We start from the raw sequence: 16,392 nt of genomic DNA, 5'->3' as shown, positions 1-16,392 counted from the left end.
ATGCCGCAGACGTCCGCCGTCGACCACACCCATCGCCTGGTGCCTTCACCGGCCGGCCGCCTTCATCTCGTCGAGCAGGGTGACGGGCCGCTGGTCCTGCTTCTGCACGGATTCCCCGAGTCCTGGTACGCGTGGCGCCACCAGCTGCCGGCCCTGGCCGCCGCGGGCTACCGCGCGGTGGCCGTCGACGTGCGCGGCTACGGGCGCTCGTCCCGGCCCGCAGAGGTGGACGCGTACCGGATGCTCGAACTGGTGGCGGACAACGTGGCCGTCGTGGAGGCGCTGGGCGAGCGGTCCGCGGTCCTGGTCGGGCATGACTGGGGTGCGACCATCGCCGCGACGTCCGCGCTGGTCCGGCCCGACGTGTTCCGCGCGGTCGCGCTGCTGAGCGTGCCCTACACCCCGCCCGGCGGGCCCAAACCCAGCGAGGTCTTCGCGCGGATGGGCGGCGAGGAGGAGTTCTACGTCTCCTACTTCCAGGAACCCGGCCGGGCCGAGGCGGAGATCGAGCCCGACGTGCGCGGCTGGCTCGCCGGCTTCTACGCGGCCCTGTCGGCTGACACGATGCCCGAAGCCGACCCGCATTTCGTGGCACGCGGAGGCCGGTTGCGCGACCGCTTCCCCGTAGGCCGCCTGCCGCACTGGCTGAGCGACGCCGATCTCGACGTCTACGCCGGGGAGTTCGAACGCACGGGCATGACCGGCGCCCTGAACCGCTACCGCAACATGGACCGGGACTGGCAGGACCTGGCGGACTTCGCAGGAGCCCCCGTCACCCAGCCGTCGCTGTTCATCGGCGGCGGCCTGGACGCGTCCACGACCTGGCTGGCCGACGCGATCGAGGCGTACCCGACCACGCTGCCCGCACTGACGGCCTCTCATATCCTCGACGGCTGCGGACACTTCCTCCAGCAGGAGCGTCCCGCGGAGACCAACCGGCTGCTGATCGAGTGGCTGAAGGGTCTCCCCGCTCAGGTTTCGGGGCTGGGCAGCCAGCGGTCGAGGTAGGTGCGCAGGCCCGTGAGGTCGGTCCCTCGGGCGACGTAACCCACGTATCCGTCGGGCCGTACGAGGGCGTGGGTGGGGCCGGGCCAGGGACTTTCCGTGCCGAGGCGGCGGACGCCGACCAGGTGGTGCAGCGGCGGAATCTCGGGCCAGGAGCCGGTGAGCAGGAGGTCGTAGCCCGGGCCGGCGGTCCGCTGCTGGAGGCCGCGTGGGACGTCGGGGAGCCGGTCTCCCGCCTGCGGGCCGCGCCCGGGCCGGGTCGGTCCCGTGGTGGAGACGGGGCCGCGGCGGTAGTGGATGCCGAGTTCGGACACCGTGCGGAAGAGGCGTGCGCGGGGGCCGGTCGCGCGCAGGAACAGCGGAGCGAAGCGGGGGGCAAGGCGTGTCCTGGCCAGCCGTAGGGCCGGGTGGCTGCTCGTGCCGACGGTGAACGCGCGGTCGGTGAGGCGCCGTACGCGGCGGCCGACCGGGGCCCGCTCCGCCTCGTAGGTCTCCAGCAACTCCTCCGGCGCTGCCCCGCGGCAGACGTGGGCGAGTTTCCAGCCCAGGTTGAGGGCGTCCTTGATGCCGGTGTTCATGCCCTGCCCCCCGGCCGGGCTGTGGATGTGCGCGGCGTCCCCGGCGAGGAAGAACGGGCCCTTCCGGTAGTGGGTGGCGCCGCGGTTGTGGATACGGAAGGAAGTCATCCAGACCGGGTCCCGGAGAGTCAGCCGGTCGGTGGTCCAGTCGTCGGCGATCTGCTGGAGCAGGTCCAGCGTCACCTCGTCGGACCGGGCTCGCTGCGGATGCATGGCGATCAACCGCCAGGTGGCCGGGGTGCCGAGCGGGAAGAAGAACAGCAGACCGGAGGCGGTCATGAAGGTGTGCGCGGCACCCGTCTCCAGTCCGTCGACCTCCAGGTCGGCCAACAGGAACGTCTGGGGATAGGCGCGGCCCTCGAAGGCGATGCCCGCTTCGTCGCGCACGGTGCTGTGGGCGCCGTCGCAGCCGACGACGTAGCGGGCCCGCACCGTCTCCTCGCCGCCCTCCCCGTGGCGCAGGCGGCAGGTGACGTACCCGCCCTCCGGATCGGCGCTCACCAGCTCCGTGCCCCGCTCGACGGTGACGTCCCGTGCGGCGAGACCGGCCGTCAGGACCGCCTCCGTCTCCGACTGCGGGAGGAAGAGCAGGAAGGGGTACGGCGTGTCGTCGCAGCCGACGTCGAACACCGGCACGTGCAGCACCCGTCCGGGAAAGTGCAGGCGCAGCCGGACCGCTGCGTTCCCCCGGTCGACCAGTTCGTCCGTCACTCCGAATGCTGCCAGCATCTCCAGGGTGCGGGGCTGGATGGCCGGGGCGCGTGACTCCCGCGCTCGGTCCAGTGAGCGGTCGACGATCCGGAACAGGGTGTCGTACGCGCGGAGCTGGGTCGCGAGTGCGAGTCCGGTCGGGCCCGCGCCCACCACGAGCACGTCCAGGGGTGCCGTCATGGGACCAACCGTAGGCGCCCGTCTCCCGGCATGCCGGGGCCCTCCGCGACGTGTCCGTGGCGGAGGGCTCCCGTCCGGTGGTGCCGGCTCAGACCTCCAGGTCGGTTTCGATCCGGCGGAGCTGGTGGCGGGCCATCGCCAGGTTCGCGCGGCTCGCGTCGAGCACGAGGTACAGGAACAGTCCGCTGCCGCCGCGTCCCTTGAGCAGGCGGATGAGGTGGTACTGGGAGTTCAGGGTGATCAGGATGTCCTCGATCTCCTCCTTCAGGCCCAGGAGTTCCATGGTGCGCAGCTTGGCCCGTACGACATCGGTGTTGCCTGCGGCGGCGACTTCCAGGTTGAAGTCCTTGGTGCCGCCGAGGGTGCCGAGCGCCATGCCGCTGGTGTAGTCGACGAGTGCCACGGCCGTCGCTCCGTCGATGGAGCTCAGGCATTCCTTCAGCGCGGTCTCCGTGTTGGCCATGCGGGCGGTTCCTTTCGTTCGGTGTTCTTCAGTGGGTCGGGTGGTTCTGGTGGGTCGGGTGGCTCAGATGCCGGTCTGCGGGCGCGGCTGGTGGGTGGGCCGCTGCGGCGTGCGTACCGGGAGGGTGCCGATGGGTCGGGCCGTGGCCGGGGGCGCCGCCGCGAGGTGTTCGGCGGGCGCGGGCCGGTCGGCGTGGCGGCCGGTGCCCGGGCCGACGTGCGTGGCCACCAGGTCGGCGATCCGGGCGCCGCCGCGCCGGCCCTCGAGGTGGAGGCGGCCGACGTTGACGCGGTCCTCGGCGAGGAGGGTGAGGACGGCGGTCGCCCCGGCCGCGTAGGTGGCGACATAGCCTGTGGAGCCGCGCACCAGCAGTTCACGGAAGTCGCCGCGGGCCGCGGCGTCGGTCATGCGGTGGGCGACGCCGAGGGCGGCGGCGGTGAGCGCCGCGAGTCCCTCCGGTTCGGTGTCCGGGACGTCGTGGGCGAGGACCAGTCCGTCGACGGTGGCCGCGAGCGAACCGGTCAGGCGGGGTATGCGGGTGCGGAGCCGACGCAGTTCGTCGAGGACGTCGGTCTCGACGGCCATGAGCAGTCTCCTTTCGGCACGCTGTCGTCGCGCGCGGATCACAGTGCCTCCAAGGCGTGCAGGAGCCGTCGCAGCAGTGCGGTGTCGGGCTCGTCCGGTGCCGTGGGACGAGGGGCGGGGCCCGGCTCGGCGGACACGTGTGCGGGGGCGGGGGCAGGAGCGGGGGCAGAACCTGGAGCAGGGGCGGGGACTTTGGGAACGACCAGCCCGGCGGCGGCCAGGCGGCGGAGTTCGACGAGGGTGTGGAAGGTGCGGCAGGCGAGGACGGTGGCGATCTGGGCGGCGGTGCGGACGCCGTCGACCTGGGCGAGGGTGCGGCTGCGGCGGTGCGGCAGGTCCGCCGGGTCGGCGTCGGGCACGCGGGCGAGCGGAGCGAGGTCGATGGCGGGTTCGGGCCATATGCGGTGCAGCAGTTCGCGGCGGCGTCTCGACTCGCGCAGGACGGTGTCCACCGGCACGGCACGGACCGCGCCGAGCCAGTGCGCGGCTCCGGGGCGGAAGCGGAGGGCCGGTCCGTCGTGGGCGAGGACGAAGTACGCAGCGTCGAAGAGGGCGCCCAGGTGGCACAGTTCGAGCGCGCCGACGGCGAGGTGGCCGCTGTCCACCAGCTGACGGCCGACACGGCAACGGCGGCCGGCCTGGTCGATCGCCTCCCACCAGCCGTCCGGGGCGAGCGCGCCGCTGTGCGTGAGCAGATCGCCGATGTCGGGGGTGAGGGCGGATTCGACATGCACGACGTGTCCCGCGGCCAGGTAGACGATCCCCGCCTCGGTGGACAGGGCGCCGCTCGCGCCCTGGGCGGCAAGTGTGCCGAGCAGGGCCGAGGCCGGTTCGTCCGTGCGTGCGGTCCGGGTCGGCGTGATCATCCGAGCACCAGTCTGTCCGCCATCTCGGCCAGCCGGATGCGGGCCAGGGCGAGGTTGCCCTCACCGCGGTCGAGCCATAAGTGCAGGAACACGGTGCTGTCGAAGGTCGTGGTGACGAACCTGAGCAGGTGGTACGAGTCGCTGTTCGTGATGATCAGGTCCTGTACGGGTGGTTCCTTGCCGGACGCTCCGCCCGCGTCGCCGCCGGCCGGGGCAAGCACGCCGCTCTCCGTGGCGAGACGGGCGAGTTCGGCGGTCTCCGCGGCCGCCGCCTCCAGGTCGCCGCCCGGCGCGTCACCCACCGCGCCCAGGGCGAGACCGCTGATCCAGTCGACCACCGCCGCCCCTCGCGCACCGGGCAGCCGCATGGCCTCCAGCAGACTCTCGTCGATTCCGGGCACGCCGGATCCCCCTCCCCTGCACGGCCGTTCCCGCGAACGTGAGCACGACACTACGGAAAGTACTTGGCCCAGGTGAAGGCTTTGGCATTTTCCAAATGAATGTGCCGGAAGTGAGCGAGAGGTGAGCATGGTCGGACGGAAGCGAACAGGAAGCGTCGTAGTCTCGGGGCTGGGCGCAGGCCAGGTTTGGTCTGGCCTGCGGTTACGTGCGCGAGGACGCCGCAGGGCCCACATTCACCCCCCTGCGACCAGTCACATGTTCGGCAAGTCTTCGCAGAGTTCATCCGGACTCATGCTGACCACTTGCTGACTTTACTGACGCGTCATCAGGTCGCGTCATCAGGTCGGGATGACGACCTCACTCGCCCAGCCGGACACGCGGCTGGCCAAACCGGCGACTCCCATGATCATTTGACCTCACCAGCATGCTGGCACTCGGCGGACGCCCTCATGCGGACCGCCCTCGAACTCCGACCACCTTCAAGAAACGGACCAGTTTTGAACGAAAAACAGCGGATAGCTCCCGACGATCCCCGTTGCGTGAACAACCCGCCATCAAGCCGCCGGTCGCTTGAGCCGGTCTCGTGCTTCCGCTCATTGCAGCCGAGTTTGACCACGACCCCTAGGATCCACTGCCGCCGCATTGCGACGGGCGTGGGGTTGGCACGCTTCCGATGCAGGAGCCAGTCCATTGGGTTTATCCCTTGTCTGCCGTGAGCGACTGAACGCCTCGCGCATAACAAGAACCGCCGGTTCAAGAAGGCAACGCACTCCATGTGATGCGTCATCGGGACCAGGCCAAGGGCGCCCGCACGGCAGTTCCACCCGCAATGAGTCACTTCGGACCGGCGGCGCCAGGTCCCTACCGCTATGAGGTCGAAGGCGAAACAACACAGCGCGATCCCACGCATCGCGGATGGCCCACCGCCACTACTGCCGCATGCCGAAGGGAATGAGCGAGAAAGCCTGCCCTGTCGTCACCACCCAGTCTTCCGGTTATGCCCGGATGTTGAGCGCCGAGCGAGTGTGGAGGGGGAGTTCGCTGGGCAGGCGCCTGGAGCGTCCCGCTCTGCGGACATCCGCACCCTGTTCAGGTTCTCGTCGCTGTTGTGATCGTCCCCCGGCGCTAGGACGGGAGACGGACAAGATGAACTACTCAACGGCCCTTGTGCTCAGTTCCACGGCGTCCAGCAGACTCCGTTCCAGGTGGTGCGGTACACCGCCGCACCCCAACCCAGCGGAGGCCACTGTCTCCGTCAGCCTGCGTTGTTCGCCTGTGGTCATCTCCTTGGAGCAGATGGCGTCCCTCACATGGTGCAGGGACTCGATCTGCCGGTGTGAGCGGATCGTCCCCACTCTTCGAGGATGGCACGTGCGCACCGTCTCAGGTGACACCGTCAGTCGTTTTGCGAAGTCCGCCACCGGGGAAGAACGTCCGCGGCGATCCGGTCGACCACCGACCGCGGCGCGGAGAAGGGACCTTGCGCACGCGGCCACGGGGCGACGACATCGGTGAACCCCAGCTCGTCGGCCCGGCCCAGAAAATCGTCGAAGCAGTCGGCCGACTGGATACTGAGCACCGGTGCGGCATCGGTCTGCAGCACCCGCCGGAACTCCGGATCGGCCTCGCGTCCGTGCGTCGCAAGGGCAGCCGTCATCCGGTCGCTCGCCTCCGAGACAAGACCCCACCACGCGTCGAGCCGCTCCGCCGTCCCTCCGATCGTCACCCACCCCTGCCCATACCGCGCCGCGACAGACGCTGCCCCGGGACCGTTGGCCGCCACTATGAACGGCAGCCGCGGCCGCTGCCGGCACCCGGGCACCGAACGAGCGTCGACGGCGGAGTAGTAGTCACCCTGGAAGGAGACATGGTCCTCGCGGAGGAGCCGATCCAGCAGCTCTACGAACTCGCCGAACCTGCGAACCCGGCTCTTCGGCGCTCCCGCCCCGAAAACGTCGACATCGTACCCGCCCTCCGCGCCGGCGCCGACGCCGAGAGTGAGACGCCCTTCGCTGATCTCGTCGAGGCCGATCAGGTCGCGGGAGAAGGCCACCGGGTGGCGGAAGTTCGGGCTGGCCACAAGCGTGCCGATCTCCAGCCGTGACGTGACCAGTGCGGCGAGGGTCAGCGTCGGCACCGTGCCGTACCACGGGCCGTCGAGCAGCCCGTCCCAGCCGAGATGGTCGAAAGTCCAGCCGTGGTCGAACCCGTACTCTTCGACGCTGGCCCAGATCTTCCGGGCGGTTTCTCCGGAATACTCCGGCAATACCGTCATCCCCACGCGCATGTGTGCCTCCTCGTCCTCTCCACACAGCCTGCTGTCACCCGGCGCGGTTCCAATGCGCAAGGCATGCAAGTCCTCGGGCCCCGACTGCGTGCACCGTCCTGTCCGTACGGCTCGGCCGGCCTGAGCACTCGCATGGTGCAGGGCCTCGATCTGCCAGTGTGAGCGGATCATCCCCACTCTTCGAGGATGGCAGTACTTCATGTTCGCGTATCGGTCACTGCACCAATACGCGAACACTGCCCCTGCTGTCATCGTTGGCGCGATGGCACTGAGCTGCGGTTCCGAGGTTCAAAACCACTCACCCAGCGGTAGTCCCCCACGTGCCGGACTACCAGCAGCCAAGGTTGCGCGACGAAAGAGCGGGTTGCCGTTGAAGCTCGTGATGCGGATGCTTCCACCGTGAAGATGCACGCCCTCACTGCTGCGTGAAGATCACACAGGAGGACTGCTCTTCGCCGTCCGAAGAACGGCGAAGAGCTCCCGAGGGCTGTAGACCCAACCCTTGTCCTGCGAGTGGCCACCGCGTCCGCGCTCACACTTCACGGGCCGTACAGGCGAGAACAGGCAGCCAGGGCCGTGCCCGCCGGCCGTCGGGATGGGTGCTGCAGAAGCCGGGCGACAGTCGCGGCCCGTCCCGGCGGGGTGCTGCACGCCCCGGACTGCGAAGAGGCCCCGCAGGGCGCGCCGCTGCTCGATCTGCAACACGCCCTCGACGTCGAGCAGAGCCCGGCGAACGCGGCTGTGCACATCTGCGGATGCGCCCAGGAACTGGCCGCCGTGCTCCAGCCGTCGCAGGCCGCCCCCCCCGGCTCGATACCAACCGCAACCACACTGGATGCGTAGGAGCCGGCCGTGTCACACCACGCAGCGAGCTAAGGAGAAGCCAGGGCTTCCCTAGTGCCGTGGCGAGGTCCACAGTGAAACCAGCACTACTGCGGAACGGAGGCGGTCATGCTCCTGCTCGGCATCATTCTGCTGGTTGTCGGCTTCATTACCGGCATATCGATCCTGTGGACGATCGGGATCATCCTCGCGGTCATCGGCGCCATCCTGTGGATCATGGGATCCATGGGACACGCAGTCGCCGGCCGCCGACACTACTGGTGACCTGCCTCCATACCCGGCACCGAACCGACATCCCCGCGTAGCTAGTCCAGCGGCGCAGGATCAGGTGCGGGGCGTGCCGGGTAAGCCAGGCACTGGCCAGGCCGATCGCCGCGCCGGTGGCGACATCACTGGGACAGTGGGCGTCGGATTGCACGCGTTCGATGGCCACGATGACTGCGGGCACCGCGCAGGCCGCGGCGGCCGTAGAGGCGGCCGCCGTGGTTCGCCCGGAGGGGACCGAGGAGGAGCCGGGTCGGGCACCGGAGGGACCTCAGGTGTGCAGCACCGGCAGGGCACCGGTGACTAGGAGCGTGTCACTCCCCCCAGGCCGGTCCGTCCTTGCGGGGCGCTGTCGTCACGGCGGTCGGATGCCTCCGGTCGGCGTCACCCGCTCCGCATGCCCTCAAGGGCGCAATGCCGGACACTCCTGTATAGGGCCGGTGTGTTCGCGCGGGCCGCAGTGAGGGTGTTCGGCGTGCTTGAGGTGCCGCTCTGGATGTGGGGGGCGTTCGCCGCGACGGTGGTCGTGTCGCTGGCGGTGGACCTGCTGTCCCACCGCACCGCGCACGTCATCGGCTTCAAGGAGGCCGCCGCCTGGAGCGGTCTGTGGGTGAGCCTCGCCCTGATCTTCGGCGCGGTCGTCTTCCTCGTCCTCGGCACCACTGCCGGCACCGAGTACACGACGGCGTGGCTGCTGGAGAAGAGCCTGTCGGTTGACAACCTCTTCGTCTTCGCCGTGATCTTCGCCTACTTCAAGGTGCCCCGCGCCTACCAGCACCGCGTGCTGTTCTTCGGCGTCATCGGCGCGCTCGTCTTCCGCGGGATCTTCCTCTCCCTCGGCGTGGCCGTGGTCAGCCGCTTCACCGCGGTGCTGTTCGCCTTCGCCGCGGTCCTCTTCTACAGCACCTACAAACTCCTCAAGGACGAGCAGGAGAGCTTCGACCCGGGCAAGAGCTTCGCCGTACGGATGCTCCGCAAGCTCATCCCGGTGCGCGACGAGTACGCCGGAGCGAAATTCTTCGTCAAGGAAGCCGGCATACGGATGGCGACCCCGCTGCTCGCGGTGGTCGCCGCGATCGAGGCCGCGGACCTGATCTTCGCCGTCGACAGCGTGCCCGCCGTCCTCGCGGTCAGCGACGACGCTTTCATCGTCTACACCAGCAACGCCTTCGCCATCCTCGGCCTGCGGGCCCTCTACTTCATGCTCGCCGGCCTGCTGGACCGCTTCCACTACCTGAACAAGGGACTGGCGATCATTCTCGCCTTCATCGGGGTCAAGCTCATCCTCCAGGCATCCCACAAGCTGATCAGCCCCAGCATCCCGGAAATCCCCTCACCCATCAGCCTCGCGGTCATCGTCGTCGTCCTGACAGGTTCCGTGGTGCTCAGCCTCAAGAGGCCCGCCCCGGCAGGCGTCCTGGAACACACCGACGAACAGGACGCCACTGAGCAGCCCGCGACGCCCAGCTCACTGCCCGTGACGGATGCCCCTGAGCCTCCAGCCGGTTCACCGGGCCAGGAGGGTGGAGCCGGCCAGCGCTCGGGGCGGCGCAGGAGCAGGGCACTTCCCGACACGCCAGTACGGGCATATCGTAAAAAAATGGTCAAAACGAAGCCTAAGCCCGACGCGTACGTGTGCCCGACCTGCAAGAAATCCGTACCAGCCGCAGTCCACCGCCACAAGACCCTCGGCGTATTCGTCCCCATGTGGGGCCCGGGCGCATGTCAAAACCGCGACTGTCCCGACTACCGGCTGAACCCCCACCACAAGCACTCCCCGACCCGGTAACGGTGCTGGGGATGTCACCGCACGTGGCTGCGTGGGCCCGGCGCCGTCTGGAATCGTAATTCGCTGCGGTGCGAAAGCAGAAGCGCGCCGGACGACCACGCATAGTGGACCAGCATCAGGCCCCGTCCGCCCAGCCGGCCGTGCTCCGGCGGGCGGCGGCCGGCCAGCGGATCGATCAGTCGGTCCGCATCGCGGACCTCACACACCAGCTGCCCCTGCTCGGCCGCCGGAAGGTCCTCACCACCGTAGGAGAAGGCCGCGGCGTCCGGTGCAGGCGCAAGCACCTGGTTGTACCGATCGACGACCGCCTGCCAGCCGTAGGCGTCGCTGACCGACTCACGTCCATCCCCGTTGATGACGGTCGGGTGGGTGACCTTCGCATCAGCGATCACCTCCGGGGCCAGCCGCACCTCGTCGCAGGGGTACAGGATCGTCACCGCCCGGCCCTCGAACGCGGCGTTGATCAGAACCTCGTGCTGCGCGCACGCCGGGTACTCCACCGCGCTGCGCCAGCCCATCTCGCCCGCGACCTTGCCCAGGTACTTCACGAAGGCGCCGCTGCCGACGTAGCCGGTGTGGCGGGGCAAGTCGACGAACTTCAGCCCGCCGGACAGATCCGGGCGGTCGGCGCAGTCAAGCGGGCGAACCGCTCCGCCTTCGGCAGCCGGTGCCGCGCGTCATGGATGTACCCGGCGATCAGCTGCGCCTGAGAGTCGAAGCGCTGGCACGCACCGGAGTTGGCCTCGATGAAGCCGATGCCTAACAGGCCCTCGTGCTCGCGCGAGAACGAGACAAGTACAGGTCCGGGTGTTGGTCGTCGTCGAAGTACCGCTGCGCGACCGGCACTTTGTGGATATGGCCGGTGGCCAGCAGGACGAGATCGAAGTGGTCGCTCGTGCCGTCGGTGAAGTACACGGCCCTGCCCTCGGTGCGGGCGATCCGGGCTTGGCGGTGAGGTCGTCGTGCTGGAGGTGGTGGATCAGCATCGAGTTGATGGCCGGATGGGTCTCGAACAGCATGTCCGGCTTCGGCAGCCCCAGCCGCGTCGGGTCGCCGTTGATGATCCGCAGGAGGGTGCCGAAGACCCGCTGCGCCAGCCACATCGGCAGGTGCGGCCCGCTGTTGGCGATGGGGTCCACCGGCCGGGCGGCCGAACTGGTGCTTGGGGATGAACCAGTACCCGCGCCGCATGCTGAAGCATCGGCGAAGGACCGCAGTTGGAAGCGACGCCCGCAGGTCATTCGCTCCAGCGGGGCGCGGTGCGCCGCGACCCCTCACGCAGACGACACGGCCGCAAGTCGAGGACGCCGTCGAGGCGGCGGAGAAGGATGGCATCCGCCGAGTCCGAACCTGCCGACGAGCCGGATGCCGTTCCGTTGCGCGAGACGGGGGACGCGGCGGGGTCGGTCACCGGCGACCTCGCGGCGTGAGCCGGCGGGACTTCCTCACCCAGCGGCGACTCGCTGCTGAGCGCCCCATCTCACAACAGCCACGCAGCACGAGACTCGATCTTTCGACTTTGTCGAGTGATAAAGTCTAGTGAACGGAAGCTCGCGGCATGCCTTGTCGCTCCGTGCACCCGCCCCTGTCCGCAGGGGATTTGCGCGGGTCCCTTATACGGAAGGACCGCCCTCCCATGCGTGTGTTCATGAACGAACCGGTCGAGAGGATGGACCGGCCCTACGCCCGGCGCTGGTGGGCTCTGCTCGTGCTCTGTCTGAGCCTGCTGATGATCGTGATGGCCAACACCGCCCTCACGGTCGCGGCGCCCTCCATGACCCAGGACCTCGGCCTGACCAGCACCGACCTGCAGTGGGTCATCGACGGCTACACCATCCCTTACGCCGCCCTGATGCTGCTGTTCGCCGCGATCGGCGACAAGTACAGCCGACGCGGCGCGCTCGTTCTCGGGCTCGTCCTGTTCGGCGGCGGAGCGATAGGAGGTTCACTCGTCGGCAGTGCGGCGGGGGTCATCGCGGCCCGAGCCGTCATGGGCGTCGGCGCGGCGCTCATCATGCCCGCCACGCTCTCCCTGCTCGCCGCGACCTTCCCACGCGCCGAGCGGACCAAGGCGATCACCTTGTGGGCGGGCACGGCCGGTTTCGCCATCGCCGCCGGACCGCTGATCGCCGGCATGCTGTTGGAGAGCTCCAGCTGGCAGTCCACCTTCCTGATCAACGTTCCCGTGATCGCCCTCGCCATCGTCGGCGCCTTCGTCCTGGTACCACCGTCCAAGGCCACGCACGCGCCGCGGATCGACTACGTCGGTGGACTGCTGTCGGTGGTGTGGATCGCCGCGCTGGTCTTCACGCTCATCGAGGCCCCGCACGGCTGGGACGCCGAGGCGGTCACGGGCACGGTCATCGGGCTCGTGGGGCTCGTGGCGTTCGCCCTCTGGGAACTGCACCACCCGCACCCCCTCCTCGACCTGCGCCGCTTCTCGAACCGCGCGTTCACAGGTGCCAACATCGCCGTCGTACTGTTCCTCCTCGCGGTGTTCGGCGCCTTCTACTACCTCACCCAGCACCTCCAGTTCGTCCTGCGATACGACGCGTTGGAGACAGGCATACGCATGCTGCCGCTCGCCGGCGCGGTCTTCGCCGGCTCCGCGCTGACCGGCTACCTCACCCCGCGCTTCGGCCGGAAGGCGACGATCGTCGCGGGCATGGTCGGCGGCACGGCAGCACTCGCGCTGCTCACTCAGGTCGACAAGTCGTCGTCGTACGGCGACTTCGTGGCACCCCTCCTCGCACTCGGACTCGGCATCGGCCTGGCGCTCTCGCCCTGCACCGACGCGATCATGGGTGCGTTCCCTGAGGAAGAGCTGGGCGTGGGCAGCGCGGTCAACGACACCTCGCAGGAACTGGGCGGGGCGATCGGCATCGCCATACTCGGTTCGCTGCTGTCGACCTCGTACTCGTCGGGTCTGGCGGATGCGACAGCGGGCAGCGAACTCCCGGCCGACGCGCTGAGCCAGGCGCAGGACTCGGTCGCCGCGGGGTACGGGGTCGCCCAGGGCATCGGCGACCAGGCACAGCAGCTCGCCGAGCAGGCGGCGCGGGCGACCGACCCGCAGCAGGCCGCGCAGCTCAAGGAGCAGGCCGGGCAACTCTCGGGCGGGGCCCAGCAGATGGCGGACGCCGTCAGCTCGTCCTTCGCGGACGCAGTGGCTCACACCAGCCTGGTGGGCGCGGCGATCCTTGGGGTAGGGGCGGTCTGTGTGGCCTTCTTGCTCCCGGGCAATGGCCGCACCGCAGGGACCGGGGCGGAGAGTGAGTCCAAGCCCGTGGAAGGGATCAGGCCCTCGGTCGCCTCGGATAAAGAGCCGGAGTTCACGGATTCGAATCAGTGATCACCCTGGCGACAGCCCTGACCGCCGCCCGCGGGGCTGCCCTCCGGGTAGCGGCACCCCGGGCTCGTTGCTCTCTGCCCACCGCCCGGAGCAGGTCACGGTCTGGCGTCACCCGGCTTCGCCGGGGCCGATGCTCCTCTCACCAGCCACACATCTTGACGTAGAGTGCGGTCGCCCTGCTGCTCAGAGGGTCCGTCACGCGGTGATCAGGGGGCGACCGGCCATGCCGTTCACAGTGTCTGAAGCGGTGGTGCGCCGGACCGAGCACTGGTTCGTCCGGCGAGGTACGCCCATCATGATCGAGGGGTACGGCTTCGTCGATCACGTACTGCCGCGGATGCTGCCGTCCCTTGTCTTCGCGGCGCTGGCCGGCCTGGCCTGGCTCGTCCCGCTCAGATCCGCCGGGTCAGGGGCGTGGTTCCTCCTCGGCGGCGTAGCCGTGACAACGCTGGCCGTTTGGCGCGTCGTGACCGCCTGCGTCCGCCGACTCCCTCGCTTCTCGCGCACCACCGCTGTCGCGGTCCTCGTCGCCTACGCCGCGATGCCCGTCGCGGTGCCTCTCCTCCAGCTCGCCGTCGACGGAACGGTCACTGCGCCGGGAGGCCGCGTGGTCGGGCTGCTGGGGTTCGTGATCTTCTTCGCCACCGTCTTCGTAGCCACGCTTCTGGGCACGACGTACGGCTTCGGCACCCTGCTGCGCCGGGCGGTCCGGCACTCGGTCTTCGACTTGCGCAACAGCGTGCACCTACTGGGCCGCGCGCTGCCCGCGTTGCTCTTCGTCACGCTGTTCCTCTTCTTCACCGGCGAGTTGTGGCAGGCCATGAACCACCTGGCGTGGTGGCGGGTCCTGCTGGTCGTCGTCCTGTTCGGCGCGATCACCGTGCTCGCGGCCGCCGCCCGGTTGCGCGACGAGATCGGCCGCGTCGAACAGGACCTGAGCTTGCCCACACTGTCGGCGGCATGCCAGGGCACACCCTTGGACGGTGTGCCGGTCCAACGCCTGGCGCCCGACGGTCAGCTGCCCGCGTTGCCGCTGACCGCACGGCAGGAGCGCAACCTGCTGCTGATGCTGGCCAGCCGGCAGCTCGTACAGGCGGCGGTGGTCGGCCTGGCCCTGTTCACCTTCTTCATCGCCCTCGGCCTGCTCGTGGTCACGCCCGAGACGGCGGAACAGTGGATCGGTGAGAAACCTGAGACGTCGGTCCTGTTGCCCGCGGTCCCGGTCGCGATGTTGCGCAACGCCACGCTCCTCGCCGGCTTCGGCAGCATGTATTTCGCGGTCACCTCGATGACGGACGCGGACCACCGACAGCAGTTCTTCGCCCCGATCATCGACGAGATCGAGCGCATACTCACCGTGCACGCGGTCTACGTGGTCGTACGCGAGACCGCCCCGGCCCCGCCCGCTGGAGGGGACAGCCGCTGACATCGGGGTCAACTCTGACCGTCTCACCTGTCGCGCCCGGCTATGACCGGACCGCTGTCAGACTCGGGTGAGGTCGGCGGCGCCGAACGACACGTCGAAACGGTCGCACCAGATGCTCACGCTCCCGTAAGTCGACGGGTCCACGTCGGGGGGCAGGGTGTAGTTCTGGCTTCCCTTGTTGCCCTTCAGTTTGCCGAGGCTGACGTACTTCCCGTCGTCGAAGACATGCCACCCGGCCTTCCCCTGCTTCACCGGCGCGTCGGTCAGCCAGACACGCAGGTCCGGCCCGTTACTGGTGTCGAGGTTCTCCAGCCGGACGACGTGGGAGCCGTCGGCCAGCCGTACGAGCTTTACCGTGCCCGATGTCGCGTGCTCGTGGCTGATCAGCTCACCGCTGGCCAGCGTCTGCGGACCGGTGGCCGGGGAGGACGGCGCGGAAGGCTCGTCGGAGGGCGCTGCGGCAGGAGGAGCGGAGGTCTCCGCGACCCCAGGCAGGCCCTCTCGGACGGTCTCGTCCTGCCACAGCTTCCACGGCTGGAACCAGTACAGCCCGAAGCCGCCCCCGACGACCGCCACCACCAACACCGCGATGACCAACGGCCCGGTCAATGCCTTTCGCACGCGCCCCATCCCCGATCGCCTCCTGAGAGTTCCCGTCGCTTTCCCCATTCAACGGAGATCGGCGGCCGGGCAGCACCCCGCAGCTGATGACGGAATCCTTACGTCGCACCGTCGCACCGTCGCTCCGTCGCACCGTCGGTCACGGAGACGGGGACGGGGACGGGGATCAGGGGACCGAGAGCAGTGGGCTCCCGGTCCGGCTCAGCGGTGCTCCGGGTTGTCCGCCCCGGGCCGGCAGCCCGCGTCCCATTCCGTGCGCTGGTTGCCGTGGGCCGGAATCCCTCCGGCGCGTTTGAGCAGGGCCGCCAGGTGCATCAGGTTCCAGGTCATGAAGGCGGTGTTGCGATTGGTGAAGTCGTTCTCCGGGCCGCCCGAGCCGGGGTCCAGGTACGAGGGTCCGGGGCCCGCGGCACCGATCCAGCCTGCGTCCGCCTGTGGCGGGACGGTGTAGCCGAGGTGCTGAAGGCTGTAGAGGACGTTCATGGCGCAGTGCTTGACGCCGTCCTCATTGCCGGTGATCAGACACCCTCCGACCCGTCCGTAGTAGGCGTACTGTCCCTGGGGGTTGAGCAGGCTGGAGCAGCTGTACAGACGCTCGATCACCTGCTTGGTGACGGAGCTGTTGTCGCCCAGCCAGATGGGCCCGGCCAGGACCAGGATGTCCGCTGCCATCACCTGCTCGTACAGCGCGGGCCAGGCGTCCGTGGCGAAACCGTGTTCGGTCATGTCCGGGTAGACGCCCGGCGCGATGTCCTGGTCGACCGCGCGGACGAGCTCCGTGCTCACCCCCTGCCCGTCCATGATCGCCCGGCTCTTGTCGATGAGCCCCTGGGTGTGGCTGAGCTGGGGCGACGGCTTGAGCGTGCAGTTGATGAAGAGAGCGCGCAGGTCGTCGAAGCGGTATCCGTCCTCGGTGGACGGGACCGGCGGTGCTGCCATGGCGGACTCCGGGGGACAGCGGGCGGGGGCGAGGCGGGTGCCAGAGGCAGCGTCTCGCGGAAATCGCGCGCTGTCCGGTTA

At 69.2% G+C, this 16,392-nt stretch carries 12 protein-coding genes and 4 pseudogenes; 6 read left to right on the top strand and 10 right to left on the bottom strand.

Translation table 11 applies throughout. The features are described from left to right. Positions 1–1,008, top strand: a complete 1,008-nt coding sequence (locus MQE23_RS41515; RefSeq protein WP_243381935.1) for an alpha/beta hydrolase — start codon at positions 1–3, stop codon at positions 1,006–1,008. Here MQE23_RS41515 and MQE23_RS41510 read toward each other — a convergent pair. From MQE23_RS41510 to MQE23_RS41485, 6 genes are all read right to left on the bottom strand, one after another. Continuing rightward, complete coding sequence (locus MQE23_RS41510; RefSeq protein WP_243381933.1) at positions 972–2,474, bottom strand: FAD-dependent monooxygenase; 1,503 nt, start codon at positions 2,472–2,474, stop codon at positions 972–974. The genes MQE23_RS41515 and MQE23_RS41510 overlap by 37 nt on opposite strands. An 88-nt stretch (positions 2,475–2,562) precedes the next feature. After that, positions 2,563–2,937, bottom strand: a complete 375-nt coding sequence (locus tag MQE23_RS41505) for a hypothetical protein (protein ID WP_020276893.1) — start codon at positions 2,935–2,937, stop codon at positions 2,563–2,565. A 63-nt stretch (positions 2,938–3,000) separates the two neighbouring features. Further along, complete coding sequence (locus tag MQE23_RS41500; RefSeq protein ID WP_243381931.1) at positions 3,001–3,522, bottom strand: roadblock/LC7 domain-containing protein; 522 nt, start codon at positions 3,520–3,522, stop codon at positions 3,001–3,003. Positions 3,523–3,560: 38 nt separating this feature from the next. After that, positions 3,561–4,388: a hypothetical protein gene (locus MQE23_RS41495; protein WP_020276895.1), complete on the bottom strand. Its 828-nt coding sequence runs from the start codon at positions 4,386–4,388 to the stop codon at positions 3,561–3,563. Then, a complete protein-coding gene (locus MQE23_RS41490; protein WP_243381929.1) occupies positions 4,385–4,789 on the bottom strand; it encodes a hypothetical protein in 405 nt (134 codons plus the stop codon). Before MQE23_RS41490 ends, MQE23_RS41495 begins: the two co-directional genes overlap by 4 nt. Positions 4,790–6,186: 1,397 nt before the next feature. Beyond that, positions 6,187–7,077 (bottom strand): LLM class flavin-dependent oxidoreductase, encoded by an 891-nt coding sequence (locus MQE23_RS41485; protein ID WP_243381926.1) that lies wholly within the window; start codon positions 7,075–7,077, stop codon positions 6,187–6,189. A gap of 581 nt (positions 7,078–7,658) precedes the next feature. Between MQE23_RS41485 and MQE23_RS41480 the strand changes: the two are divergent. Further along, positions 7,659–7,920: pseudogene (locus tag MQE23_RS41480) on the top strand (DUF6233 domain-containing protein); the annotation flags it as partial. 108 nt (positions 7,921–8,028) lie between these two features. After that, entirely contained in the window at positions 8,029–8,184 is a 156-nt protein-coding gene (locus MQE23_RS41475) for a DUF6131 family protein (RefSeq protein WP_020276898.1), read from the top strand. Here the strand turns inward: MQE23_RS41475 and MQE23_RS43710 are convergent. Then, positions 8,135–8,371, bottom strand: a pseudogene (locus MQE23_RS43710) (hypothetical protein); the annotation flags it as partial. The gene MQE23_RS41475 and the pseudogene MQE23_RS43710 overlap by 50 nt on opposite strands. 288 nt (positions 8,372–8,659) lie before the next feature. Between MQE23_RS43710 and MQE23_RS41470 the strand changes: the two are divergent. Then, positions 8,660–9,592: pseudogene (locus MQE23_RS41470) on the top strand (TerC family protein); the annotation flags it as partial. 884 nt (positions 9,593–10,476) lie between these two features. Here MQE23_RS41470 and MQE23_RS41465 read toward each other — a convergent pair. After that, a pseudogene (locus MQE23_RS41465) lies at positions 10,477–11,167 on the bottom strand (NAD(P)/FAD-dependent oxidoreductase); the annotation flags it as partial. 442 nt (positions 11,168–11,609) lie between these two features. On the opposite strand from MQE23_RS41465, the gene MQE23_RS41460 reads away from it, so the two are divergent. Both MQE23_RS41460 and MQE23_RS41455 read left to right on the top strand, forming a co-directional pair. Next, complete coding sequence (locus MQE23_RS41460; protein ID WP_243381923.1) at positions 11,610–13,325, top strand: MFS transporter; 1,716 nt, start codon at positions 11,610–11,612, stop codon at positions 13,323–13,325. A gap of 223 nt (positions 13,326–13,548) precedes the next feature. Continuing rightward, complete coding sequence (locus MQE23_RS41455) at positions 13,549–14,751, top strand: hypothetical protein (protein WP_020276904.1); 1,203 nt, start codon at positions 13,549–13,551, stop codon at positions 14,749–14,751. A 57-nt stretch (positions 14,752–14,808) separates the two neighbouring features. Here the strand turns inward: MQE23_RS41455 and MQE23_RS41450 are convergent, their stop codons facing one another. Continuing rightward, complete coding sequence (locus tag MQE23_RS41450) at positions 14,809–15,381, bottom strand: DM13 domain-containing protein (protein WP_037673500.1); 573 nt, start codon at positions 15,379–15,381, stop codon at positions 14,809–14,811. Between the two features lie 192 nt (positions 15,382–15,573). Next, positions 15,574–16,311: a flavodoxin family protein gene (locus MQE23_RS41445; RefSeq protein WP_020276906.1), complete on the bottom strand. Its 738-nt coding sequence runs from the start codon at positions 16,309–16,311 to the stop codon at positions 15,574–15,576. Between the last annotated feature and the right edge of the window lie 81 nt (positions 16,312–16,392).

Source organism: Streptomyces sp. HP-A2021 (assembly GCF_022807935.1).
Classification (GTDB): Bacteria; Actinomycetota; Actinomycetes; order Streptomycetales; family Streptomycetaceae; genus Streptomyces; species Streptomyces afghaniensis.
The sequence above is the reverse complement of the archived record's forward strand: the minus strand, read 5'-3'. Positions and strand labels throughout refer to the sequence as shown.